This window comes from Parafrigoribacterium mesophilum (assembly GCF_039652555.1).
GTDB classification, from domain to species: Bacteria; Actinomycetota; Actinomycetes; order Actinomycetales; family Microbacteriaceae; genus Parafrigoribacterium; species Parafrigoribacterium mesophilum.
In genome coordinates this window covers 289130-313241 of sequence record NZ_JBDJAF010000001.1, presented here as the reverse complement: position 1 = coordinate 313241, position 24112 = coordinate 289130, and the positions used below count along the sequence as shown (strand labels likewise).

The 24112-nt window shown below is 66.1% G+C and carries 23 protein-coding genes and 1 tRNA gene; 19 read left to right on the top strand and 5 right to left on the bottom strand.

All coding sequences use genetic code 11. The features are described from left to right. The first annotated feature begins 235 nt into the window (after window positions 1–235). The 9 genes from ABFX56_RS01565 (at window position 236) to ABFX56_RS01525 (ending at window position 7343) form a co-directional block, all read left to right on the top strand. A complete protein-coding gene (locus tag ABFX56_RS01565; protein WP_346231521.1) occupies window positions 236–754 on the top strand; it encodes an OsmC family protein in 519 nt (172 codons plus the stop codon). Window positions 755–850: 96 nt separating this feature from the next. Continuing rightward, entirely contained in the window at window positions 851–1609 is a 759-nt protein-coding gene (locus ABFX56_RS01560) for an SDR family NAD(P)-dependent oxidoreductase (protein WP_346231520.1), read from the top strand. A 188-nt stretch (window positions 1610–1797) separates the two neighbouring features. Further along, window positions 1798–3030, top strand: a complete 1233-nt coding sequence (locus ABFX56_RS01555; RefSeq protein WP_346231519.1) for a sensor histidine kinase — start codon at window positions 1798–1800, stop codon at window positions 3028–3030. Beyond that, the gene (locus ABFX56_RS01550) at window positions 3027–3692 is read left to right on the top strand and encodes a response regulator (RefSeq protein WP_346231518.1); all 666 of its coding nucleotides are present in this window, start codon (window positions 3027–3029) and stop codon (window positions 3690–3692) included. The genes ABFX56_RS01555 and ABFX56_RS01550 overlap by 4 nt, the downstream gene beginning before the upstream one ends. Window positions 3693–3821: 129 nt before the next feature. After that, a complete protein-coding gene (locus ABFX56_RS01545) occupies window positions 3822–4142 on the top strand; it encodes an SHOCT domain-containing protein (protein ID WP_346231517.1) in 321 nt (106 codons plus the stop codon). 353 nt (window positions 4143–4495) lie between these two features. Then, on the top strand, window positions 4496–5335 hold the full coding sequence (locus tag ABFX56_RS01540) for a plastocyanin/azurin family copper-binding protein (protein WP_346231516.1): 840 nt from the start codon (window positions 4496–4498) through the stop codon (window positions 5333–5335). A gap of 137 nt (window positions 5336–5472) precedes the next feature. Further along, window positions 5473–6192, top strand: a complete 720-nt coding sequence (locus ABFX56_RS01535; RefSeq protein WP_346231515.1) for a L,D-transpeptidase family protein — start codon at window positions 5473–5475, stop codon at window positions 6190–6192. Between the two features lie 75 nt (window positions 6193–6267). Further along, window positions 6268–7041, top strand: coding sequence for an AzlC family ABC transporter permease (locus tag ABFX56_RS01530; protein WP_346231514.1), 774 nt, complete (start codon window positions 6268–6270; stop codon window positions 7039–7041). Further along, window positions 7038–7343, top strand: a complete 306-nt coding sequence (locus ABFX56_RS01525; protein WP_346231513.1) for an AzlD domain-containing protein — start codon at window positions 7038–7040, stop codon at window positions 7341–7343. The genes ABFX56_RS01530 and ABFX56_RS01525 overlap by 4 nt, the downstream gene beginning before the upstream one ends. On the opposite strand, the gene def is transcribed toward ABFX56_RS01525, so the two are convergent. Next, a complete protein-coding gene (gene def / locus ABFX56_RS01520) occupies window positions 7340–7906 on the bottom strand; it encodes a peptide deformylase (protein WP_346231512.1) in 567 nt (188 codons plus the stop codon). The genes ABFX56_RS01525 and def overlap by 4 nt on opposite strands. A 40-nt stretch (window positions 7907–7946) precedes the next feature. Here def and ABFX56_RS01515 point away from each other — a divergent pair, with 40 nt between their 5' ends. The 4 genes from ABFX56_RS01515 (at window position 7947) to ABFX56_RS01500 (ending at window position 10566) form a co-directional block, all read left to right on the top strand. Continuing rightward, entirely contained in the window at window positions 7947–8891 is a 945-nt protein-coding gene (locus ABFX56_RS01515) for a DMT family transporter (protein WP_346231511.1), read from the top strand. 53 nt (window positions 8892–8944) lie between these two features. Beyond that, on the top strand, window positions 8945–10171 hold the full coding sequence (locus tag ABFX56_RS01510; RefSeq protein ID WP_346231510.1) for a glycosyltransferase: 1227 nt from the start codon (window positions 8945–8947) through the stop codon (window positions 10169–10171). A gap of 16 nt (window positions 10172–10187) precedes the next feature. Then, window positions 10188–10261: transfer RNA gene (locus ABFX56_RS01505), tRNA-Ile, on the top strand. A 128-nt stretch (window positions 10262–10389) separates the two neighbouring features. Then, window positions 10390–10566: a CsbD family protein gene (locus ABFX56_RS01500; RefSeq protein ID WP_346231509.1), complete on the top strand. Its 177-nt coding sequence runs from the start codon at window positions 10390–10392 to the stop codon at window positions 10564–10566. Between the two features lie 178 nt (window positions 10567–10744). Here the strand turns inward: ABFX56_RS01500 and ABFX56_RS01495 are convergent, their stop codons facing one another. Further along, window positions 10745–11230, bottom strand: coding sequence for a DUF6328 family protein (locus tag ABFX56_RS01495; RefSeq protein WP_346231508.1), 486 nt, complete (start codon window positions 11228–11230; stop codon window positions 10745–10747). Between the two features lie 14 nt (window positions 11231–11244). Beyond that, window positions 11245–12162, bottom strand: a complete 918-nt coding sequence (locus tag ABFX56_RS01490; RefSeq protein WP_346231507.1) for an SDR family oxidoreductase — start codon at window positions 12160–12162, stop codon at window positions 11245–11247. A gap of 129 nt (window positions 12163–12291) precedes the next feature. On the opposite strand from ABFX56_RS01490, the gene ABFX56_RS01485 reads away from it, so the two are divergent. Beyond that, a complete protein-coding gene (locus ABFX56_RS01485; RefSeq protein WP_346231506.1) occupies window positions 12292–13245 on the top strand; it encodes a DNA topoisomerase IB in 954 nt (317 codons plus the stop codon). 15 nt (window positions 13246–13260) lie between these two features. Here ABFX56_RS01485 and ku read toward each other — a convergent pair whose 3' ends face one another. Then, window positions 13261–14295, bottom strand: a complete 1035-nt coding sequence (ku, locus tag ABFX56_RS01480) for a non-homologous end joining protein Ku (RefSeq protein ID WP_346231505.1) — start codon at window positions 14293–14295, stop codon at window positions 13261–13263. Window positions 14296–14363: 68 nt separating this feature from the next. Here ku and ABFX56_RS01475 point away from each other — a divergent pair, with 68 nt between their 5' ends. The 5 genes from ABFX56_RS01475 to ABFX56_RS01455 all read left to right on the top strand — a co-directional run bounded on the left by ABFX56_RS01475 (window position 14364) and on the right by ABFX56_RS01455 (window position 20990). Next, window positions 14364–16865 (top strand): ATP-dependent DNA ligase, encoded by a 2502-nt coding sequence (locus ABFX56_RS01475; RefSeq protein ID WP_346231504.1) that lies wholly within the window; start codon window positions 14364–14366, stop codon window positions 16863–16865. A gap of 239 nt (window positions 16866–17104) precedes the next feature. Further along, entirely contained in the window at window positions 17105–17308 is a 204-nt protein-coding gene (locus ABFX56_RS01470; RefSeq protein WP_346231503.1) for a cold-shock protein, read from the top strand. A gap of 261 nt (window positions 17309–17569) precedes the next feature. Further along, a complete protein-coding gene (locus ABFX56_RS01465) occupies window positions 17570–18400 on the top strand; it encodes a DUF1684 domain-containing protein (RefSeq protein ID WP_346231502.1) in 831 nt (276 codons plus the stop codon). Between the two features lie 197 nt (window positions 18401–18597). Further along, window positions 18598–20277, top strand: coding sequence for a bifunctional 3'-5' exonuclease/DNA polymerase (locus ABFX56_RS01460; protein ID WP_428834381.1), 1680 nt, complete (start codon window positions 18598–18600; stop codon window positions 20275–20277). A gap of 107 nt (window positions 20278–20384) precedes the next feature. Further along, window positions 20385–20990, top strand: a complete 606-nt coding sequence (locus ABFX56_RS01455; protein WP_346231500.1) for a class I SAM-dependent methyltransferase — start codon at window positions 20385–20387, stop codon at window positions 20988–20990. Between the two features lie 49 nt (window positions 20991–21039). On the opposite strand, the gene ABFX56_RS01450 is transcribed toward ABFX56_RS01455, so the two are convergent. Beyond that, window positions 21040–23925, bottom strand: coding sequence for an FtsX-like permease family protein (locus ABFX56_RS01450; protein ID WP_346231499.1), 2886 nt, complete (start codon window positions 23923–23925; stop codon window positions 21040–21042). Window positions 23926–24112: the final 187 nt, after the last annotated feature.

Here is a 24112-nt window from a genome sequence, read left to right as displayed (position 1 = left end):
CCCCAGCATTCCGGGCCGAACTCCTGGATGCTGTCCCTCATCGCGGTCGGCACTCCCGCGTCACAGAAACACCCCGAAGGATCACACCCTCATCATCAGAGGCCTTCACAGAAATCAACAAGGCTGCCCTCCGCGCAGCGTTGCCAGGTGCACCATGCCGCCCTACCGACAGGCGCACAGGTAGCGCACGGCCGGCGGCCTCGACCTGGCACAAATCTCACGAAGGAGTCTCACCATGAGCACAGCCACCGATGTGGCCAATCCACTCGTTGCCATCATCGCGGCCACCGAACGCGATGTCACCGCCGACGTCTCTAAAGCCGCCGCGGTCTTCCGGGTGGCCGGTGAGGCCACCGGCCGCGTCTCCAGCACCATCCGCATCGGCAAATTCACGATCGATGCGGATGAGCCACCGGCACTGGGCGAAGGCGCCGCGCCGAACCCGGTCGAGTACGCCCTGGCGGGGTTGCTGTCCTGCCAAGTGGCGACCTATCGAGTGTGGGCAGTCAACCTCGGCATCGCACTCGACAGTGTGAACATCTCGATCGACGGCGACCTCGACTTCCGGGGGTTCTTTGGATTTGACGACTCGGTGCGACCCGGTTTCAGCGCCGTGCGCTTGAATGTGCGGCTGAGCGGACCCGACACTGCCGAGCGCTACTCCGAACTGCAAAAGGTTGTCAACGCGCACTGCCCAGTGCTCGATCTGTTCCGCAACCCCACGCCGGTGGAGTCCACCCTCACGGTCGCCTGACCTTGGGCCGCACGTCGGCCAGTCAACCTGTATTACCGCCGCGGCACCACCGCGGTGTCTCAGCCAACCCGTTTTAACCTGAAAGAAGACAACATCATGGGACGTTTCGACAACAAAACAGCCGTCATCACCGGTGGGGCCAGCGGCATCGGCCTGGCCACAGCCGAGCTGTTCGCCGCAGAGGGCGCCACCGTCGTGATCGCCGGACGCGACGCGGCGAAGGGCGCCGCAGCGGCCGCGGCAGTCGGCGGCAGCACCACCTTCGTGCAAACGGATGTCGGCGACGACGCCCAAGTCGCCGCACTGGCCTCCACGGCCGCCGAACGCACCGGCACCATCGACATCTGGTTCAACAACGCCGGCTACGAGGGACCGATCGGCCCGTTCGACGGCTGGACAGACGAAAGCATCACCGAACTGCTCAACACCAACGTGAAGGGGGTGCTGTCCGGCCTGCGCTATGCATCCGAGCACATGAAGGGTTCCGGGGTGATCATCAACACGGCGTCGTTCATCGGCTCCACCGTGCCGATTCCGATCGCCGTCGCTTACGGTGCGACGAAAGCCGCCGTGATCTCGGCCAGCGCATCAGCCGCCATCGCGTTGGAGCCGGCAGGCGTGCGCGTCTTCGCGGTGTGCCCGTGGATCATCGACACCCCGATGCTGGAGCGGTTCATCGGCAGCACTGCGCTCGAGGACAAGCAGAAGTTCGCGGCCGGCTTGAACCCGAGCGGCAGGCTGGCAGTGCCGGCGGACATTGCGGCGGCGGTAGCCGACCTCGCGGACGGACAGTCGGACCTCGCCAACGGGGGAGCCGTGCTCGTCGACTCCGGGGCGGCTCTCGCCACCGTGTGACGCGACACACCGACCGATAGCAATCCGGACGAGACTGGCCGCCGCGGCGGGTGATTTCGTCCGGATTACTATCTGTCGACGGCGATCCCGGGCGCCGAAGTCTGGTACTCCCCACGGAGTAGTCGCGACGCGCCGGTGGCGCCGCCCGGCGGATGACCGCGGCCGGCTGCGGGACGTACGATTCTCGCATGCCGTATCCAGGTCAGCGTGCCGAGGACGGCTTCCGGGGTCCATGGGAGGCCGGCCCGCCCGGTTGGGGACCGCCGCGCTGGGCGCGGCTCTGGCTGCCGGTGATCGTCTCGTTCCTGGTTCAAGTTCCGGCCGTGTTCTGGATCTGGCGCCGCGGCCCGCACGGCCCCCGCTTCCCCTGGCACGATGTGCTTCCGGTGAACGGCGCGGCTCTCGCGCTCGGGCTGGTCATTGCCCTGATCGGCCCGGTCGCCCTCATCGCGGCACGGCGAGCTCCGGGACCGGTGGTCGCGATCGTGACCGCAGCGGCGACCGCCGATGTGCTTCTCAGCGCCGACCAGCCCGGCCCGCCGTACATCGCCCTGGCCTTCGCCATCGTCAGCGCCATCGTGCGTGGCGCCCGGATCTGGGCCTGGCTGTCGGTCGCGGCAGGGTGGCTGGTGACGATCATCGGAGCGATCGTGCTGCGGTTGGACGTGCCACCGTCCAGTATTGCCGGAACGACCCTCGGCATCCTCATCGTCATGGGGATCGGCGAAGGCATCCGCAGCCGCCGGGAACGCGTCCTCGACTATCGCAGCAGGCTCGAACAGCGCAAGCAGTCCGACGTGCAGGCCGAGCGGATGCGCATCGCCCGCGAACTACACGACGTGCTCGCGCACTCGCTGAGCCAGATCAACGTGCAGGCCGGCGTCGGGCTGCATCTGATGGACAAGCAGCCTCAGCAAGCGGCCGCCGCCCTGGCCAGCATCAAAGAGGTCAGCAAGACCGCGCTGGATGAGGTGCGGTCGGTGCTCGGAATACTGCGCGCGGAAGACGGAGCGGACCCTGGTGCACCACTCGTGCCCGAACCCGATCTGTCACGGCTGCCTGGACTGGCCGCCTCGATCACGGCGCAGGGCATCGTCGTTCAGTTGCACAATTCGCTCACCGAGCAGCCTCCGGCCGCCGTGCAAATGGCGATTTACCGCATCGTGCAGGAATCCCTCACCAACGTCGTGCGCCACGCGCAGGCGACCACCGCGACAGTGGATCTCACCGCCGTGGACGGCGCTTACCGGGTGCACATCGCGGACGACGGCGTCGGCGCCGGGAACCGGGGCTTCGGGCGAGGGCTCACCGGAATGCGGGAACGCGCGGAACTGCTGGGCGGAAGCCTCACCACGGCACCAGGCCCCGGCGGCGGCTTTCAGGTGACCGCGACAATACCCGCCAGGGAGAACAACCCATGATCACAGTGGCCATCGCCGACGACCAACAACTCGTGCGGGCCGGGTTTGCCGCCCTCGTTGATTCCGAGCCGGACCTTAAGGTGGTGGGGGAGGCAGCCACCGGTGCCGAAGCCGTCGCCCTGGTCACCCGCACCAAACCCGACGTGGTGCTCATGGACATCCGGATGCCCGACGGCGACGGACTCTGGGCGACCGGGCGCATCGTGTCACGCCCGGAACTTTCCGGCACCCACATCGTGATCGTCACCACCTTCGAACTGGACGAGTACGTCGCCCAGGCCATCAAGGCGGGCGCGAGCGGCTTCCTGGTGAAAGACACCGAGCCCGTGGAGCTGATCCGTGCCGTGCGCGTCGTCGCAGCGGGCGACGCGCTGCTGTCGCCCAGCGTCACCAGACGGCTGCTCGAGCGCGTCGCGGGCACGCTCGACCAGACCCAGGACGCCAGCGCTCTGGACGTGCTCACCGAGCGGGAGCGGGAGGTGCTCGGACTGGTCGGCCGTGGCCTCACCAACGAGGAAATCGGCCGCACCCTGTTCCTCAGTCCGCTCACCGCGAAGACTCACGTGTCACGGATCATGTCGAAACTGGCCGCCCGCGACCGCGTGCACCTGGTCGTCGTCGCCTACGAAACCGGGCTGGTGCGGGCCGGGCACCGGGAGTAGTGCCGCGTCGCCGCATGCTCCGCAGGCAGTACTCGGAAGCATCCGTAGGGCAGATTCGCCGCAGCCTGCCGGTCGCGAAAGTGGTGTCAGAGGGTTCACATCGAACCTGGTACAAGAAAGGGAAACACTGTGCTGACAAACACCGTGCTGACAAACACCGTGCTGACACCACTGGCGCTCGCTGGGCCGCACTGGGCAGGTGGCGGATTCGGATGGCTCTGGCTGTTCGTCCCACTGATCTGGATCGGCGTCTTCGTGCTGATCTTCGTGCTTGTCGGGCGCCGCTGGCGTCGCGGCTGGGGTGAACATCCCTATGGTCCCTGGAACGACGGTTCACGCTCCGCCGAAGCCACCCTCGGCGACCGATACGCCAGGGGAGACATCGACGAGAAGGAGTACCGCGCCCGACTGGAGGTACTGAGGGCTCAGCGCATGCCACCGCCCCGCTAACTTCACGATCGTTTCCACCACCCGCCAGTGCGACAGGCTCCCCCAAGTGAGGGGGGAGCCTGTCGCGTATTCCCCCTACCTAAGGGATGTCGTGCCGGCTCGGCTGTGGCGTTATCTAGGGGTGGGACACGAGTGTTTGTCGTGTCGCTAGGAGGTCCGGCTTCGCGGACCACATTCAGAAATGGAAGTGTTTGATGAAACACGCGCCTGATGCCGCTTGGCGGTCTCGAAAACTTGGAATTCTTGGCATCGGTCTTGCGGCTCTGATTCTGCCGCTCGGGCTGATGAGTCCAGCTGTGGCCGCGCCCGGGCCGACAACCTGGACGGTGCTTTCCGGGTCAGAATCCGCCGACATGGCCATCCAAGGCATGGCGTTTCTGCCGGCGGATGTTTACGTCAACGCTGGCGACACCGTGAAATGGGTGGCCAATGCGGCGGAGATCCACACGGTGACATTCCTCGCCACGGGTCAGACGCTGAAGCCGTTCAATCCCGCGGACGCGACGCAAAGTGGACCAGTCGGCTCGACCTCCTACGACGGGGTTTCCTATTACAACTCCGGGCTCTTTGCGACCGGCGACTCCAGCCTCCCGACGAGCTATAGCCTCACCTTCCCCAACGTGGGTGATTTCACCTACTACTGCCTGGTGCACGGGAACATGATGAAAGGTGTCGTCCACGTCGCCGCCGCGGGTTCGACGTACAAGTACACCCAGGCCGATTACGACGCGCAGGCGGCAGCCGGTGCGGCGTCGATCATTGCAGATGGAACCGCGTTGACCGCCAAGAAGGCGCTCGCGGCGAACGACCACACCGTGTTCGAGGGTGCGGATGACGGCGTCGCCATGGTGATGCGGTTCATCCAGCCAAACGTCACCGTCCACGTCGGTGAGAGTGTCAAGTTCATCAACGACGGCATGGGTGCGCCGCACACCGTCACGTTCGGCACACCGGTGGGCAATCCGACGGCTCCTGCAGGGGATCCGACGAACTTCACCGGCGGATACCTGAATTCCGGATTTGCGGTGCCAGGTACCAGCTTCACCGTGACCTTCAACAAGGCCGGGACGTTCAATTACGTCTGCATCCTGCATGCCGGCATGGGCATGGTCGGGTCGGTCACGGTGCTTCCGGCCGAAGCCACTGCGGCGCCGGCGACGCCGGTCAAGGCGAACGCGAGCTTCACCGGCTGATCGAAAATGTCACTGATCCGCCGTGTGGATGCTTGGAGTCCGCCCGGCGGATCTGTGTCGCCCGACTCCCTCCTCGGGAGTATGCCTCTCACGAAAGCCAACTCATGCACCTTCGGTACCACCCGCCGGCCGCGGCAGTGGCGATCGCAGTCGCGCTGGCGTTGGCCGGATGCACCTCGCAGGAACTGCATCCTCCGATTCCGCACGCGTCCAGCGCGCCCGCACCAATCACCACTGCCCCGGCACCGAGTGCACTGGCCCCTTCGGTGGTGGGAGATGCCGCAGTGGCCTTAACGAATTCTGTCGCCGTCTACACCGAACCTCGCGGCAGCCTCCTGGCGACCTTCGCGAACCCACAGCGCTCGGGCGCTCCGCTCACCTTCCTGGTGGTCGGCGACGACGTCGACGGGTGGCTCAAGGTCGAAGTGCCGCAGCGCCCCAATGGGAGTACGGGATGGGTCAGCGCGACCTCCGTGTCACTCCAACGACTCGTCTACAGCCTCCGCGTCTCCACCCAGGACAACACGCTGTCCCTGTTCAAAGACTCGGTGCTCGTCACAACGTATTCGGTGGCGACGGGAACCGGAGGCACCCCGACGCCGCACGGCTCGTTCTATCTCACTGAATTGCTGCAACCGACCAACGACGGCTACGGCCCCTACGCGTTCGGCCTTTCCGCGTATTCCGAAGTTCTCAGCGACTTCGGCGGCGGTCCTGGACAGATCGGCCTGCACGGAACCGACGACGCCGCCAGCATCGGACGGGCAGCAAGCCACGGATGCATCCGCATGTCCAATGCAGACATCGCCGCCCTTGCCGCGCTGTTGCCGTTGGGAACGCCGATCGTCATCGAATGAGCCGGTGGTTGGCCTGAAATAGGGATGGGCATAGCCAGGCCACCGGATGCGATATTCTCGGCGGCGTGGACGCGCATGCCGAGATCTGACGACGAGTCGGCCGCCCTGCGGGCAGGGCTCGCTGTCGGTTTGGCCGCTGCGGCGTATGGCGTCTCTTACGGCGCACTCGCCGTCGCGGCGGGACTGGACGTCTGGCAAACCTGCGTGATGAGCCTGCTGATGTTCACCGGTGGTTCGCAGTTCGCGCTCATCGGTGTTCTGGCCTCCGGCGGCGTCGCGGCGGGCGGCTCGGCCATCGCCAGCGCCGCGATCCTCGGCATCCGCAATGGCGTGTACGGCGCCAGAGTGTCGCCGATCATCGGTCGCGGCTGGTTCCGTCGACTCGTCGCCGCCTGGGTGACCATCGATGAGACGACCGCGGTCGCGACGACACAACGCACGCCGCGCGCGGGGCGAGTCGGGTTCTGGGTGACCGCGGCGGCGACCTTCATCGGTTGGAACATCACGACCCTCATCGGTGCACTGATCGGCGACGCCTTGGGCGACGTGCGACAGTATGGACTGGATGCCGCCGCTGCTGCCGCGTTCCTCGGCCTGTTGTGGCCCAGGATGCGAGAGCTGCAGACGGTCGCGGTGGCTGCTGGGGCCGCTGTGGTGGCTGCGGCGCTCACCCCGGTGTTGATGCCGGGGCTGCCGGTGCTCGTCGCTGGGATCGTGGCGGTTGTCGTCGGGGTGTTCAACTGGCTTGGAAAACCCGGAGGCGTCTCCAGCGCACCGCCGACCGGCAGGCCGGCACCGTCGAGCCATGCGGAGGGACACCGGAACGACCGTGCGGAGGAGCGCTCGTGACGCTCTGGCTCATCGTGATCATCGCCTCGCTGGCGTGTCTCGCCCTCAAACTCGGCGGCTATCTCGTGCCGGAATCATTGCTGGAGCGGCCGATGCCCTCCCGGGTGGCCAATCTGCTCACGGTGGCGCTGCTGTCGGCCCTGGTCGCGGTGCAGACGCTGGGTGCCGGCACCCAGGTGACCCTGGATGCGCGCGTTCCGGCAATCCTCGTCGCCGCCGTGCTGTTCGCCTTGCGGGTGCCGTTCATCCTCGTGGTGATCGCCGCGGCGGTCGTCGCCGCCGGCTTACGAGCGCTGGGCTAGCCTTCCAGGTCGTCGACGCCGGGCAGCCAGCTCTGACCAGGGATTCCCCAGCCGTTCTTGCGAATCGCCTTGGCGGCCGCCTTGCCGTGGACGTGCTCTAGCCGGTCCACGTAGAGCACACCGTCCAGATGGTCATATTCGTGTTGCAGGATGCGCGCGAGCCAGCCGCCGGTGCGGATCTCGAACGGCGCGTTGTGGACGTCGACGGCGCGCAGCACGGCCAGCGGAGACCGCCGAAGCGGGAACCGCTCCCCGGGGACGGACAGACACCCCTCGGACTCGACCTCCTCATCGGCCTCGCCGGCCGGCACCGGGCTGATCCACAGCTCCGGGTTGATCGCCACCCCGTGCATCCGGTGCTCATCGTCGTCGGTCCAGTCGTAGACGAAGACCCGCAGCGGCACGCCGACCTGCGGGGCGGCCAGTCCGACGCCCGGGGCGGCGTGCATCGTCTCGATCATGTCCGACACCAGCGTGTCCAGATCAGGCCCGAAATCGGTCACCGGCGCGGCGGGAAAGTGCAGTACCGGGTCTCCGGTGATTCGAATGGGAAGTACGGCCATTCGGCAAGAATATCGTGGGCTCACCGGGTAGGGTCGTGGGGTGCCGCTGGATCTGAACGACTTCGCGATACACGCCATCACCCTCACCCCGCAGCAGGGACTCGGGATTCCCGTCGCGCTGGTGGGTGCCGTGTTCCTGGCGCTCGGGGCACAGTTCCAACACCGCGGCGTGACCAAGATGGAAGCACACTCGGTCGAACCCGCCCGATCCGGGCTGAGCAGGCGCCAACTGCTGTTGCTGCTGCGGCGCCCGTCCTGGGTGATCGGCACCCTCATGCTCGGCCTCGCGGTCGTCTTCCAGCTGACCAGCCTGGGCCTGGCACCGATCATCGTCGTACAGCCGCTGGGGGCGATCGCCCTGGTCATCACGGCGATTGTCAACGCTCGAATCTCCAAGGTGCGGCTGGAGCGCGCGTCGATCCGAGCCATCGTGCTGTGCGTCGGCGGAATCGGCATCTTTGTGACCATCGCCGCTTTCACCGCGACCTCCAGCCCGGTGAGCGAGGGGCAGTTGATCGCCATCCTCATCATCCTGGCGGTCGTGACCATCGCCTTCGCGCTGTTCTTCGCCTACCTCCGCAATCGGTTCAAGGCGATCGTCTACATCATCGGCGCCGGCGTGCTCTACGGTTTCGTCGCAACGCTGGCCAAGGTCGTCATCGACAGGATCAAGACCCTGTTCATCCCCACCTTCCACATCGGTCAACTCGAGTGGCTCACCGTGCTGTGCGTGATCGCGCTGCTTGCCGCTGCCGCGCTCGGCGGGTATTTTGTGCAGAGCGCGTATTCCTCGGGACCCCCGGATCTGGTCATCGCCGGGCTGACGGTGATCGACCCGCTGGTGGCCGTCACCATCGGGGTTGTCGTCTTGCAGGAAGCGGCGGAAGCGCCGTGGTTCGCGGTTGTCGCCTTCGCCGTCGCGGGCGTGATCGCCGTTTATGGAGTACTGCAGTTGGCCAAGCATCATCCGCAATCTCAGCACTAGGGTGGTTACGGACCACGAACGACAAAGGATCGAACACGAATTTGCCTGACGCTGTGAACGGACCAGACGCTACGCGAAAGGAACCCCTGCGCATCCTGATCGGTGCCGACACGTTCCCCCCGGATGTCAACGGAGCCGCGAACTTTGCCTCCAGGCTCGCGGCCGGTTTGGTGGCCCGAGGTCACAACGTAAGGGTCGAGGCGCCGGCGGCCAGCCGCAAGCACGGTGCCGTTGTCGAGGAGCACGACGGCGCGTCGTTCCTGGTCTACCGACTGTTCTCGTTGCGCTGGTATCCGCACGATTGGCTGCGTTTTGCCATGCCGTGGACCAGCCAGGCAAACGCTGCGAAGATCCTCGACGAGTTCCGACCGGATGTCGTGCACATCCAGTCCCACATCATCATCGGTCGCGGGCTCGCACGGCAGGCGCACAAGCGTGGCATCCGAGTGGTAGCCACCAACCACTTCATGCCCGAGAACCTGATCGAGCACACCCTGTTGCCCAAGTTCCTGCGAAAGACTGCGATCAACATCGCCTGGAACGACGCCTCGAAGACGTACCGACTGTGCGACGCGGTCACCTCGCCCAGTCGCAAGGCGGCCGACTTCCTGGAGGCCGAGACCGACCTCACCGGTGTGCACGCCGTGTCCTGCGGGATCACCGCGAGTGATTACACCCCGAGCTTTGAGAAGAGCACCGAGAACCGGGTGGTGTTCGTGGGCCGGGTGACCGGGGAGAAGCATCTGGACGTGTTGCTGCGCGCCGTCGCGAAGCTGGATCCGGCCCTGCAGGTGCAGTTGGAGATCGTTGGCGGAGGAGATCTGCTTCACCAGCTGCAGCAGTTGGCCAACGACCTCGGCATCGCGCAGCGCACCACCTTCACCGGACACGTCACCGATGAGGAGTTGCGTGCAGCGCTCACCCGAGCGACCGTGTTCGCGATCCCGTCGATCGCTGAATTGCAGAGCATCGCCACGATGGAGGCGATGGCATCCGGGCTCCCCGTGGTCGCCGCCGACGCCATGGCCTTGCCGCATCTGGTGCACAACGGCAAGAACGGGTACCTGTTCGAGCCGGCCAATGTGGACGACCTGGCGGCGAAGCTCACCAAGGTGCTCACGGCGTCCGACTCCGACCTCGCCCGAATGAAACGGAACAGCCTGAAATACATCGAGGCACACGACATCGAGCGCACTCTCGACACCTTCGAGAGCCTGTATCGTGGGGAACCGGTGACCGACCCGGTCACCGACGTTTCGGTCAATGACGCGGCGAAATAGCGGCAGTGGCCGGTTCGGGGCGGTAGCTCAGCTGGTTAGAGCAGCGGACTCATAATCCGTCGGTCACGGGTTCAAGTCCCGTCCGCCCCACCCTGCTGGAAAGCGTTCCCGGGAGGCCGCCTGCCACGGCCGGGTGGGATGTCAACCCCCTCCCCGGTGGGGCCGCCATCTCTTAGCGTGGCCTCATCAACGATTGAGTCGAAGGGGAAGAAACCATCATGGGTGCTTCAGACAAGTTTGAGAACGCCGCGGAAAAGGCCAAGGGTAAGGCGAAGGAAGCGTTCGGAGACGCGACCGACGACGAGAGCATGGAGGCCGAGGGCCGCATGGACCAGACCAAGGCCAACTTGAAGCAGGCCGGCGAAAACGTCAAGGACGCGTTCACGAAGGACTAGCGTCTTTCCTATGGCACCTGGGCGATCAGCTCAGGTGCCATAGTCCGACCAGCCCAGCCCCGGCCATCACCACGGCGGTCGTCCAGCCCAGCGTCGCCGCTAGTTTGCCATTGCGCCACGCGTCCATGAGTTGCCGGGCCGAGCACCCTGAAGAACCGTGCGATCGGGTGGTGCCTGGTCATCGCGACGCCCCCGCCAGTCGCGGCATCAGAAGCAACATGATGCCGAGAAACACCAGTGTCGTCACGCCAGCGATGACTCCGGCGATGCGACCGACGACGACGTCGAGGATGAAGAGGACCACCCCGGCGGTGAGCACCGACACGGCCACGAGCGTCGCCTTGAGCAGACGGTTTCCGATGACGACGATCCTTCTCTTCTCATGCCGACGGAACAGCGTGCGATGCAGGCTCACGGGAGTCAAGCCGAGGCACGTGCTCACGGCGGCGAGCAGTACCAGCACGACATACACGGCGACCTGAAAGGTATCGAGGTCGCTGAACCGCTGCTGGAACGCCAGTGTCAGCAGAAAGCCGCTGATGATCTGGGTTCCGGTCTGCGTGACGCGAAGCTCTTGAAGGATCTCCACCCAGTTGCGGTCGTACCGTTCGTCTGCGGTCTCGTTCCTGCCTTCGGAAACCCCGTATTCGTCGCTGCGCACCATCGGCTCCTCCTCAGTCAGGGCGTCGGCATGCCGCCGTTCACGTTGAGCGTTTCGCCGGTGACATAGCTGGATTCCGCGGAGGCCAGGAACACGTATGCGGGCGCCACTTCCGTGGGCTGTCCGGCGCGTCCGATCGGCGAAGAACTGCCGAATTTCGGCAGCTTGTCCTTCGGCTGTCCCTCCGACACCTGCAATGGCGTCCATATCGGCCCGGGCGCGACCGTGTTCACGCGGATGCCGCGAGGCGCCAGCTGCTGCGCCAGTCCCTTCGAGAACGTGTTGATCGCCGCTTTGGTGGTGGCGTAGTCAAGCAGGATCGGCGCGGGCTTGTACGCCTCGACTGAGGACGTGTTGACGATCGAGGAGCCAGGCGGCAGATGGGGGAGGGCGGCCTTGGTGATCCAGAACATCGCGTACACGTTCACCTTAAAGGTCTCATCGAACTGCTCGTCGCTGAGGTCCTCCAGTTGCTCGCAGAACACCTGCTTGCCTGCGTTGTTCACCAGGATGTCTAGTCCACCGAGCGCGCTTACCGCGTCGGCGACGAGGGAGCGACAGTTGTCGGCGGTGCTCACGTCCCGCGGCAACGGAACGGCCTTGCGTCCGGCGGCTTCGATCAGCGACACGACCTCGTCGGCATCCGGGTCTTCCGACGGAAGATAGGCGAACGCGACGTCGGCGCCCTCGCGGGCGAACGCGATCGCCACCGCCGCCCCGATCCCGGAATCTGCCCCCGTGATCAGTGCTTTGCGGCCCTGCAGCCGGCCGGTGCCTCGGTAGGTCTCCTCGCCGCGATCGGACTGCGGTTCCAGATCCCGGTCCAGGCCAGGTTCGCTCTGGTGCTGTTCCGGTGGCGAGATCGCCGGGTATCGTTTCGCTGGATCCTGAAAGGTCAGTTGGTCGCTCGTCACGGTGCAGCAGCTTTCTCTCATTCGGCGGGTGTATCGCCACGCAAGCACCGCCTCCGGGTGCTGACAACCCGGTTGCTGCACCCGGGGAAGCGGTGTACTAACGTCAACGCATCATGAGCGGATGCGCCAGCCGTTCGGGAGGGGGTGACGATGGGCCGACTGCGGCGAAGCAATCCATCGGGTCAGGGCTACCGACGACGCGCCTCGGGACGCGGGTTCAGGTACCTGGACCCCGCAGGCAACACCGTGCGGGACGCGCAATTGCGTGCCCGCTTTACCAGCTTGGCCATTCCTCCGGCGTGGAGCGATGTCTGGATCTGCCGGTACCCGAGTGGCCACATTCAGGCGACCGGGTTGGACGCCGCCGGCCGGCGACAGTATCTTTATCACCCGCTGTGGCGCGAGGCCCGCGACCGGGTGAAGTTCGACAGGGCGCTCGAGCTGGCGATTTCGCTGCCCACGGCACGCGCACAGGTTACCCGCGCGCTCCGGGACGCCAGCGACCCGCGCATCCGGGCGCTCGCCGCCGCCTTCCGGATGCTCGACACCGGGTCACTGCGCATCGGCAGCGAGCGCTATACGGATGCGAACGGCAGCCACGGACTGTCGACATTGCTCTGTTCGCATGTGTCGGTGTCTCGAGACACCGTGGCGCTGTGCTTTCCGGCCAAGAGCGGTCAGATCTGGGAAAGTGAGATCGTCGACCCGGATCTGGCCGGGTTTGTGCGCGAATGCCTCCGGCGCCCGGACGACGCGCTGCTTCTGAGCTGGGACGCCGATCATGCGCTCTCTGCAACAGAAATCAACAGCTACGTGCGGGAGCGCACCGGCGGGGACTTCACTGCGAAAGACTTCCGCACGCTGCACGGCACTGTGGCTGCGGCGGTGAGCCTGGCCGAGTCGGGCGTTCAGACCAGTGCCAGGGCGCAGTCGCGGGCGATCGCCGCGGCATCCGCCCAGGCGGCGACGGTACTCGGGAACACACCGACGATCGCGCGGAAGAGCTACATCGACCCCAGACTGATCGACCGGTACACCGCCGGGGAAACGATCAGCCTGGCCGGTGCCGCGGAACCCGCGCTGCGGGCCCTGATCCTCGGATAGGCGTCCTTCCCTGGGCTATGCGCCCTTGCGGGTGCGGGTCCGCTTGGTGGCGTTTTCTTCCTCTGGCTCGTCCGATGCGGCGCGCTTCCTTCCGCCGGTTTTCGTGGTGCGGGGTTTCGCGGCACCGGATTCCTCGGGAACGCTCTTCGCAGATGTTGCGGTGGCGGATTTTCGTGAGCTCGATTTAGCGCTGCCGGCTTTGGCCGTGCCGGCGCCTTTAGGGGCCGACTTCCGGGCATCCGGCTTCGTCGCCCCCGCCTTGGTCGGACGGTTCTTCTCGACGCTGCGGCGCAACGCCTCCATCAGGTCGATCACCTCGCCGCCTGCCGGTTCCTGTGCGGTTTCACCGAAGGTGGCCTCGGTGTCGACCGACTCGCCGTGCTCCAATTTCGCGTCGATCAGGGCACGCAGTTGCTCCTGGTAGGCGTCGCTGTAGTCGTCAGGGGTGAAGTCCGACGCGAAGGAATCCACCAAGGCGGAAGACATCTCCAGTTCCTTGTCTGAGATCTTCACCTTCTCGTCCAGCGACGGAAACTTCGCCTCCCGCACCTCGTCGTCCCAGAGCAGGGATTGCAGCATCAGCACGTCGTCGCGAACTCGCAATGCGCCCAGTCTGGTCTTGTCCCGCAGCGCGAAATGCACGATGGCGATCCGATCGGTCTCTTCCAGGGTGCGCCGCAGCAGTGTGTAGGCCTTCGGCGACTTCGAATCCGGCTCCAGAAAGTAGCTCCGGTCGAACATGATCGGGTCCAGCTGCTCGCTCGGCACGAACTCGACCACCTCGATCTCCCGGCTGCGTCCCTCCGGTAATGCGGCGAAGTCCTCGTCGGTGAGGATCACGGTGCGGTCGCCGGAGTCGTACGCCTTGTCGATGTGCTCGTAGTCGATGATCTTGCCGCACACCTCGCAGCGGCGCTGGTACCGGATGCGTCCACCGTCTTCATCGTGCACTTGGTGCAGTTGCACGTCGTGGCTCTCGGTGGCGCTATACAGCTTGACGGGCACGTTGACGAGCCCGAATGCGATGGACCCTTTCCACATTGCTCTCATGCGCCCAGTACACCCCCGTTGGGCCGCCGCGGGTACCCGGTTTCGGCGCAGCCGGGCATGCTGGGCGCATGGCGCAGAAACAGATTGTCACCGTCGAGGGACACCGCATCGCCCTCACCAATCTCGACAAGGTGCTCTATCCGGAGACCGGCACGACGAAGGCGGATGTGTTGGCCTATTACGCCGCCATCGCCCCGTTTCTGCTGCCTCACTCCGCCGACCGTCCGGCGACCCGCAAACGCTGGGTGAACGGGGTCGGCACGGCGAAGAAGCCCGGCACCGTGTTCTTTCAGAAGAACCTGGAAGATTCCGCACCAGCCTGGGTGAAGCGGGCCACGATTGAGCACTCCAACCACGCCAACGCGTACCCGCTGGTCAACAACCTCGCCACGCTCACCTGGCTGGCGCAAATCGCTTCCCTGGAGATCCATGTACCGCAGTGGCGGTTCGGGCGCACCGGAAGCCAGCTGAACCCGGATCGGCTGGTGCTCGACCTCGACCCCGGGGAGGGCACCGGACTGGCCGAGTGTGCGGAGGTGGCGCGGTACGCCCGCGCCATCCTCACCGACATGGGACTGGACCCGATGCCGGTCACCAGCGGCAGCAAAGGCATCCACCTCTACGCCGCCCTCGATGGCAAGCAAACCTCCGATCAGGTTTCCGAGGTGGCCCACGAACTGGCCAGAGCTCTGGAGGCTGACCACCCCGAGCTCATTGTCAGCGACATGAAGAAGTCACTGCGGGTGGGCAAGGTGCTCGTCGACTGGAGTCAGAACAACGCCGCGAAAACCACGATCACTCCGTACTCGCTGCGCGGCAGGGCGCATCCGACCGTCGCGGTGCCACGCACCTGGAAGGAGCTGGCCGACAAGAGCCTCGCCCACCTGGATTACCAACAGGTGATGCGGCGGATGAAGCGACGGACGGATCCACTGGCGGGCCTCACCGCGGGGCACCTTGCTGCGCTGGAGCCCACCCCCGAGCACATGGCGAACTTCACCCTGTCACCCTCCGGGGCCGACCGGCTGGCTCGCTACCGCAGCATGCGCGATGCCGCCAAGACTCCGGAACCGGTGCCGGAGGGCATCGCCGCCGGTGGCGGCCAGTCCTTCGTCATCCAGGAGCACCATGCACGCCGACTGCACTGGGACTTCCGTTTGGAGCGCGACGGCGTCCTGGTCTCGTGGGCGTTGCCCAAGGGAGTGCCCACCGACGTGAAATCCAACCACCTCGCCGTGCAGACGGAGGACCATCCGCTTGAGTACGGCGCATTCGAGGGAACCATTCCCGAAGGGGAATACGGCGGGGGAGAGGTGACGATCTGGGACTCCGGCCGGTACGAATTGGAGAAGTGGCGCGAGGACGAGGAGGTGATCGTCACCCTCCATGGGGAACCGGGCGGCGGCCTCGGCAAGCCCACCAGGGTCGCGCTCATCCACACCGGCGGTGAGGGTAAGACGGCGCAGAACTGGCTGATCCACCTGATGAAAGACCAGACTTCCGGCCCGAAACCGCGCAGTGCCCGTTCGAGCGCTCGACCAAAGGATGCCGGCACGATCGAGCACCACGCCACGGCGGCATCCGGCCCGCGCACGCCGATCACACCGATGCTCGCGACGCTGGGGAGCACTGCGGATGTCGTCGGCGACGCTGCGGACGACGACTGGGCCTTCGAAATGAAGTGGGACGGCATCCGGGCGATCGCATACCTGGAGGCGTCCGGCGGTGTTCTGCTGTTCTCCCGCAACGGCAACGACATCTCCCGCACCTATCCCGATCTTCTCGATCCGCTGCGAGAGGCCGTCGGTTCCCGCTCTGCGGTACTCGACGGTGAAATCGTGGCGGTGAACAAGGCCGGCCGACCGGACTTCGGCCTGCTGCAGACGCGGATGAAGCTGACCAAGAAGGCGGATGTCGACGCGGCGATTGCCAAGACGCCGGTGCAGCTCATGCTCTTCGACGTGCTCGAGGTGGACGGGCGCTCCCTGATGCGGGACGGATACGACGACCGTCGACACGCTCTGGAGGAACTGGTCTCGGTGCCGCAAGGAGGGCCCATCCATGTGCCGCCGGCGTTTGACGGTGATGTTCAGCACGCGATGGAGAGCAGTCGCGAACTGCAACTGGAGGGTGTTCTGGCGAAACAGCGCGGCAGTAGCTACAGCGCCGGACGACGATCGCGGGCCTGGATCAAAATCAAGCACCATCTCACCCAGGAAGTGGTCATCGGCGGCTGGCGGCCGGGCAAAGGCAACCGGGCGCATACGATCGGATCGCTGCTGGTCGGGGTGCCGGCGGAGGGCGGCCTACGCTACATCGGACGCGTCGGCACCGGGTTCGGGGAGAAGCAACTGGCCGACATGGAAGTACGATTCGAGAGGCTGACCCGCAAAACCACCCCTTTCCTTGAGGTGCCTCGGGCGGAGGCCGCTGATGCGCGTTGGGTCACCCCGAGTCTGGTCGGAGAGGTCGAGTTCGCCGAGTGGACACCGACCAGGAGACTGCGGCAGCCGTCCTGGCGCGGCTGGCGACCGGACAAGTCTCCGGGCGAGGTTGTGGTGGAAAGTTGATGGAAAGGTCTAGTTTGAGGCGCCGGTGAGGCATCCAATTATGTCGATTGGAGAAAATAGTTGCACTGTCCCCAGGTTTGTGCAGTAGTGTCAAGATCGCAGTTGCAGTACCTCGCACATCTTGAATGCCTGTCGCCCGTGTATTTGGCGCCTTGTTTCTTTCGGGAGCGGACGATGAACACCGCGACGAGTGGCCCCGGCAGTCGGGGTTACGCGAATACTCCTGGAGGAGATTAAGAATGACAGTAGGAACAGTAAAATGGTTCAACGCCGAAAAGGGCTTTGGTTTCATCGCCCCTGAGGATGGTAGCCCCGACGTCTTCGCGCACTACTCGGCGATCGCCACGAGCGGCTACCGCTCGCTGGACGAGAACCAGAAGGTCGAATTCGACCTGGCGCAGGGTCCCAAGGGCCCGCAGGCGGAGAACATCCGCCCGCTGTAAGTAAAAACCTGGCCGGCTCCCGCAGTGCGGGGGCCGGTCTTTTTTAATGCTCGGATGCCCGTAGCCGAGGAGATTTTGGGACACTCCGGGACCTCGAGCCGCTTTTTCTCGGCGTGTTGCATTTCGCCATCGGTCAGGTCGCGACTGGTCGCATCCGGAACGACGGGCTCGGCGCATCCAGGGAGCTGACAACTCGATCGATGCGGGAACTATTGCGTGTTCTTGTCGGTTAGGGTCAGTGACCTCGATAAGGATGGAACCATGACCGATACCACGACCACCAGCACCGAAGAAGACCAACTTGCCGTGTTCCGGCAGCGCCGCGACCTCGCCGTTGTGCAGCCCAAGGGCAACCTCGCCCTGGTTAACACGCAATGGGTGGATTCGGAACAGTCGATCTACGGTGTCCCCGGCGTGTGGGCGCCGTTGCCGGCCGGTCAGTCGGGGCTGAAGGTCACCGCGTCCGCGGCCGATGGCATCCGGGTGGACGGTGAACTGGTCGACGGCTCAGCGGTCGTCGCCGGCAAGGATTCCGATAAGCCGGGCGACATCGTGTTCAGCGACACCGTGAGCGGCTTCGTGATCGCCAGCGAGGAGGGCAACTACGCACTGCGGGTATGGGATGCGAACTCCGAGGCCGTCCAGAACTTCGGCACCATTGACGCGTTCGGCTATAACCCGGAGTGGGTGATCACCGCGAAGTTCACCGAGATCCCCGGGGGTACGACGGTCGGATTCGAACACATGAAGGACGAGGGCAAGACGCGCGACTTCACGGTACCGGGCGAGATCACCTTTACCAAGGACGGCGTGGACTACAACCTGGCGGCGTTCAAGTCCGGGCGGGCGCTGCAGTTGGTGTTCGGTGACACCACCAACGGCGACACGACTTACAGCGTCGGCCGGTTCCTTTATGTGGCCCCGAACCCGGATGGCACGATCACCCTGGACTTCAACCGTGCCGTGTTGCCGCCCTGCGGCTTCTCGTACGCGTTCAACTGCCCGATGCCGCCGAAGCAGAACCGCTTCGCGGTGCCGATCGAGGCCGGCGAAAAAAACGTGCTCGCCAAGGATGGCACGCTCCTGCACTGACCCCCACACCCAGCGTCCCTGCCCGCCTGGCCCCCGCCCCACCTACCCGGGTACTTGATCCCGTTTCACGGAGATTCTGTTCTTCGGGGACCGCGGTATTGGGATCCGGGCCGGTCGGAGACAGAAACTCCGTGAGACGGGATTAAGGCAGACGGATGCCGGCGGATGCGGTCGGTGGCGCACGGCAGACTGGAACAGTGCACGTTGCCCTGACTTCTGACGCTGACGGATGCGCGATCACGCCGCTGACGGATGCCGGCGTCCCCAGCACGCAGCCGACACTCGTAACCCGCTCTGCGCTGGCCGCGGCGGTTGCCAGGCTGGAGTTGCAGCATCCGCGGTGGGTGTGGGACGACACGACGGCCTGGTACCCCGCACTACTTGCGGCCGGAGTTCGGGTTGAGCGTTGCGTCGACCTGCGGCTTTCACACGCGATCCTGCGGCGCTCGGAGCTGACGGCATCATCCCAGCTCGCCAGGGCCGAGCCCAGCGGATGGGACTTTGCCCCGGTCGAGCCGGTGGGGCATCACACCGGTGTCGCGCTGTTCGAGTTCGCCGCTGAGGAACCGGCGGCAGACGCCACGAACCCGGTGCGCGAATTCCGGATGCAACGCGAAGCCATCGCATCCGCGCCCGACCCGAACCGGATCGGGCTGCTGCTCGCCGCCGAGTCCGCCGGTGCCCTCGTCGCGTCCGAAATGCAGTTCGCCGGACTGCCATGGCGCGCAGACCTCCATGACCAGCTACTCACGAGCCTGCTCGGGCCCAGGCCACGGGCCGGCGAGCGCCCGGCGCTCCTGGAGGCAGCCCTGCAGCGGGTACGCGACGCGCTCCAGGCACCCGAGCTCAACCCCGACTCGCCCCCCGACCTGCTGAAAGCGCTCGGCCGTGTCGGTCTGGTCGTGGCATCGACCCGCTCGTGGGAGCTGAAGAAGCTCGACCATCCGGCGATACCGCCGCTGCTCGAATACAAGAAGCTGTCTCGGCTGCTCGCAGCGAACGGCTGGCACTGGCTGGATGCGAACGTGGCCGACGGGCGCTTCCGCCCGGACTACGTGGTCGGCGGCGTGGTCACCGGGCGTTGGGCGAGCAAGGGCGGCGGCGGCGCCCTGCAACTGCCCAAGCAGATCCGCGGCGCAGTCGTCGCCGACCCTGGCTGGAAGCTGGTGGTGGCGGATGCCTCCCAACTGGAGCCGCGCATCCTCGCCGCCCTCTCCGGTGACGCCCGAATGGCCGAGGCCGGACGCGAGAAGGACATGTACGCGGGCATACTGGCCAGCGGCGCCGTAGCGACCCGCGCCGAGGCCAAGGTCGCCATGCTCGGGGCGATGTACGGCGCCACGACCGGCGAGAGCGGCCGGCTGATGCCGAAGCTCACGCGCGCCTACCCGAGCGCCATCGGCCTGGTCGAAGACGCCGCCCGGCGCGGTGAGCGCGGCGAGATCGTGACGACGCGGCTGGGCCGCAGTTCGCCGCATCCGGGAGCCGCGTGGCACCAGGCGCAGTCCCAGGCGTACGGTGAGACGGCGACGGATGCCGACCGCCGCCGTGCCCGCGGTGAGGCGCGGTCTTGGGGTCGCTTCACCCGAAACTTCATCGTGCAGGGGACCGCGGCGGAATGGGCACTGTGCTGGATGGCGTCGCTGCGCGGTCTGCTCCGTGACCTCGGCGGCGGCGCTTGGCTGACGGACGCCCCGCACCTGGTTTTCTTCGTCCACGACGAAATCGTGGTGCACTGCCCCGCGACGCTGACCGATGCGGTGATCGACGCCGTGCAGGATGCCGCCAGTCGCGCCGCGGTGCTGCTGTTCGGCCGGGCACCTGTGCAATTCCCGCTTTCGGTAGCGGTTGTGGACAACTACGCGCAGGCGAAGTAGCACCCATCGCAGCGAGGCTCCTGTTGGTGGACGACGCGGCTGCTCTAGCAGCCGCGTCGTCCACAAGACACCGCATCGTCAGACGCTGGGGGCCTATGCTGAACGCCATGACGGACTGGATGCCGTTTTACGCCGCGCAGGCCGGTCGCGACCCGCGTCCCACGCTCCAGCGTGCATTGGAGCTCCGAGGCACGACCGCAGGCTTCGCGCTGGACCTCGGTGCCGGCGAAGGCTCCGATACCCGCTATCTGCTTCAACAGGGCTGGCGCGTACACGCGGTCGACGGGGCGGACGGCGCGGGCGATCGCATCCGACAGAATGTACCGCCACTGCTGAGGGATAGCCTGACGGTCGAGCAACGGTCCTTCGAAGACATCCTTGAGCTGCCTCCCGCGGACTTGGTCTATGCGGGCTACGCGCTTCCGTTTTGCGCCCCTGTCGCCTTCCCGGTGCTGTGGGAGGCAATTCGGGACGCCATGGAGCCCTCCGGATGGTTCGCCGGCGAACTGTTCGGCCCCCACGACGACTGGGCCGGCAGTACGAACATGAATTTTCACGACCGTGCCGCTGTCGAGCAGCTGCTCGCCGGACTGGAAACGGCCGAACTCCTTGAGGAGGACCGGGATGGTCCGATGGTCGGCGGCACGAAGCACTGGCACGTGTTCCACGTCATCGCGCACGCGGTCACCTCTCGGCCATCGCCGGTTGAGTAGCGAGGAAGGCCTCGCCGGCTCGGTCGCTACTCGACAGCAGCAGGCTGCGTCACGCGATAGTGACACGCCTGGCCGACACACGCGTGCGTCGAGTGAAGAGCCAACTGCCGCATGCAATGAACAGCGGCAGCGCTATCGCGGTCAGCCCGATCTGCAGCCACGGCGGTGCAAATGGCATGTCGGCGTTCGCACTCAGTGCCAGCGCCGGAATGAGTCCCATGCCGGCTCCCAGCACCGCGCCAACTCCGGTGATGACGATTGCCTGCCAGAATGCGAAGGCGCGCCGCACTTGCCGCCCGGCTCCGAGTGAGGACAGGGTCGCATCATCCTGACGGCCGTCGAAGCGGGCGAACCCGATCGCGACCGCGGATGCGGCGATCGCGATGAGCCCGCTGAGGCCGAGCAGGCCCCACACCCACGGCTGGGCGAACGGAGCGGGACCGCGCTCGATATGCGCGTTCAGGAAGCCTTGGCGGTTGTCCGGAAGATTGCGCACCGCCAACTCGAGAGCATCGGCCTGGGCATCGGTCGGCATGCTGGTTGTGGAGGCGAGGATCAGCGAGTCCTGGTAGTCCAGGCCAATCGAGTTCGCGGTGTGCTCGCTCACGAACACGCCGAAGTAGAGCGGATGCTCGGGTCGGTCCAGCACCGCGTCCAGGGTGATGGTTCGCGATGGCGGACCGGAGGGCGTGGTCATGGACCTGGCCAACTGGCCCAATTGATCAACGTTCCACCAGGACAGGGTGACCTGGCCCTTGTCGAGGTAGGACGGGTACAACGACACGGCGCCGCCAGCCGCCAGCGCCCGCTGCGCATCCGCACTCGGCTTGTGCCCGAGGATCAGCGCCAGGTCCTCCGTGTCCCCGACCCAGATGTGATCGACGCCGAAGTACGCCCACGGGAAGGAGTCCCGGCACCGCCAGTCGTTCTGCCAGGACACCCACACTTCTCGGGCCCGTGCCGAGGCGGGGTCGCTGTCGAATATCTGGTCGAACTGGGGAGACGCAGGTGACGTCGGGCAGAGGTTCTCCGGCGGGACCATGGGCAGGGGATAGGTGGCAGAGTCCCCACCATCTGAGGGTTCCTCCGCCGCCGTACCATCGCGGTTCTCGGGTATTTCGGCAGGTTCATGCACGCTCGCCAGTGTGCGCAAGTCAGCGACGTTCACACTGCTGCGGATGGCGTCCGCGATGGCTTGTGGATGCGCGTACCGCACGAACTTGCCCGGCCCTTTGTCGGAATACTCCTGGTAGCCAAGCGGCGCTTTCACCGTGCCGAGGGCGGAGCTGTACTGGTAGTTCGCCGCCATGTTTCGCTCCGCCGAGGCCATCATGGACATCGCGAACACCGCGACGAAGATCGTCGTCATCACTGCGGCCAGGGCCGGCACGGCGCGGCCGGGGTTGCGTGCGGCATCCTGTGAGGCGAGTCTCGCGCCGATTCCGGCGCGCCGCATCATTCGAGCGATGACGCGGAGCACGAGCGGCCCGCACAGCACGAGCCCGATTTGCGCGAGCACCGGCCCGACGACCAGCAGCACGATCGGAACCCACAGCAGCGGGTGGCCATTTCCCAGTCCACGACCTGCATCGAGGAGCACCGCGAAGAGTGCACCGCCGCCGAGCCCGACAACCACGCCCAGAATCATCAAAATGAGCCCCGCGACCGGACGACGGATGCTCGGCGCCGGTGGCCGACGCGCCCCGCGCAGTGCGGACACGATGTCGAACCGGGACGCAGTGCGCGCCGGAACGAGCGCGGACAGCCACCCGATCAGCACGGCGAAACCGACGATACCCACCAGCAGCAGCCAGGGCACATGGAAGCCGTAGTAGCGGGTGGCGTCTCCCTCCCCGGTGAGGGCCATGAACACGGCACCGCCCGCGATGCCGACGCCGATGCCGAGGATCCCGCCGATCACGCCGAGCACGATCCCGCTGGATGACAGCACCCGGAACAGGGTGAGGCGGGTGGCACCGACGCTCGCGATCGTGGCGAGCGTGCGCTGCTGCTGGCGCGCGGTGACCGCGAAGGCGGCGCCCGCGAGAAGGATCACCTCGAAGGCAGCGAAGCCGGCCGCAATCGCCGCGACGGCAAGGATTGCGAGGAAATTGTTGCTGCTGTCCTGGTACGGCTCCCGCGCTACCGGCGGCGGGCCGGACAGTACGGCGCGGGAGAGCACGGTGGCGCCCTGCGCGTTGAGTTCCCGCAACGTCGCCCACGTGATCGTGGTGTCCGGGAGGTAGAAGTCGGTTTGCTGGAGGCGTTCCGCCGGCGCCGTCCCGGAGAGAGCGCCCTGGCGGCCGAAGAACATCTGCACCGAGTCGGGTTGGGTTTGGTTGTCGAGGACGCCGACGATCGTCACAGTCGACGGGGCCGGAGCATCCAGTTCAACGGTGTCGCCGAGCTTTGCTCCCAATCGGGGGAGCGTGGACGCGGTGACCATCACCTCGGTGTCACTGTGCGGTGCTCGGCCGTCGAGCACGTCGAAATGGCCGGCGAGCGACGGGTCCCAGCTCGGACCCTCGATCGCGTCGAAATGGCCGACCCCGGTTGCCGTCGTCGCCGTAACGGTGGTCCGGAAGAGCGGCAGGATGCGGGTGCCCGCGGGGAACAGGTCGGCCGGCTGCTTGAGGTCATCGACGACGGTGGTGTGCGAAGGGTCCGGCGAGATCCAGCCCCAGAACTGCGGGTGGGTCGAGTTCTGCACGACCGTCGGATCGGGCGAGGTCACGACGTTCACCCTGGCCTGCGTCTGACCGAGCTCGGTGGCGATGGTCTCGTCCGCGGTCGGATTCATGCTCTGGGCCACCAGGGCGGCGCCGGCCATGCCCGCGACGGGAAACGCCACCATCGCAGCGATGAGGGTACTGCGGCCGATGGCGCGGATGCTGGTGCGCCGCGCGATGGTGAGCGCGATGCGGCTGCGAGCCAAGCGGGCGGCCGCGGTGGTGCGCTCCGGTGATTTCGGTGATCGAGCCCCACCCGGTGATCGAGCTTGTCGAGATCCAGGTTCGGGGTCTCGACAAGCTCGACCACCGGACTCGGTTCGACCACCGGACTCGGTTCGGCCACCGGACTCGGTTCGACCACCGGACTCGGTTCGACCACCGCGTTCGAGG

Bases quoted from the DNA above. Each gene is read 5' to 3' on its own strand.
- ABFX56_RS01475 (WP_346231504.1), top strand. From the start codon at position 14,364: ATGGCGCAGAAACAGATTGTCACCGTCGAGGGACACCGCATCGCCCTC.
- ABFX56_RS01560 (WP_346231520.1), top strand. From the start codon at position 851: ATGGGACGTTTCGACAACAAAACAGCCGTCATCACCGGTGGGGCCAGC.
- ABFX56_RS01500 (WP_346231509.1), top strand. From the start codon at position 10,390: ATGGGTGCTTCAGACAAGTTTGAGAACGCCGCGGAAAAGGCCAAGGGT.
- ABFX56_RS01465 (WP_346231502.1), top strand. From the start codon at position 17,570: ATGACCGATACCACGACCACCAGCACCGAAGAAGACCAACTTGCCGTG.
- ABFX56_RS01455 (WP_346231500.1), top strand. From the start codon at position 20,385: ATGACGGACTGGATGCCGTTTTACGCCGCGCAGGCCGGTCGCGACCCG.
- ABFX56_RS01470 (WP_346231503.1), top strand. From the start codon at position 17,105: ATGACAGTAGGAACAGTAAAATGGTTCAACGCCGAAAAGGGCTTTGGT.
- ABFX56_RS01490 (WP_346231507.1), bottom strand. From the start codon at position 12,162: ATGAGAGAAAGCTGCTGCACCGTGACGAGCGACCAACTGACCTTTCAG.
- ABFX56_RS01530 (WP_346231514.1), top strand. From the start codon at position 6,268: ATGCCGAGATCTGACGACGAGTCGGCCGCCCTGCGGGCAGGGCTCGCT.
- def (WP_346231512.1), bottom strand. From the start codon at position 7,906: ATGGCCGTACTTCCCATTCGAATCACCGGAGACCCGGTACTGCACTTT.
- ku (WP_346231505.1), bottom strand. From the start codon at position 14,295: ATGAGAGCAATGTGGAAAGGGTCCATCGCATTCGGGCTCGTCAACGTG.
- ABFX56_RS01565 (WP_346231521.1), top strand. From the start codon at position 236: ATGAGCACAGCCACCGATGTGGCCAATCCACTCGTTGCCATCATCGCG.
- ABFX56_RS01485 (WP_346231506.1), top strand. From the start codon at position 12,292: ATGGGCCGACTGCGGCGAAGCAATCCATCGGGTCAGGGCTACCGACGA.
- ABFX56_RS01555 (WP_346231519.1), top strand. From the start codon at position 1,798: ATGCCGTATCCAGGTCAGCGTGCCGAGGACGGCTTCCGGGGTCCATGG.
- ABFX56_RS01550 (WP_346231518.1), top strand. From the start codon at position 3,027: ATGATCACAGTGGCCATCGCCGACGACCAACAACTCGTGCGGGCCGGG.
- ABFX56_RS01540 (WP_346231516.1), top strand. From the start codon at position 4,496: ATGGCCATCCAAGGCATGGCGTTTCTGCCGGCGGATGTTTACGTCAAC.
- ABFX56_RS01495 (WP_346231508.1), bottom strand. From the start codon at position 11,230: ATGGTGCGCAGCGACGAATACGGGGTTTCCGAAGGCAGGAACGAGACC.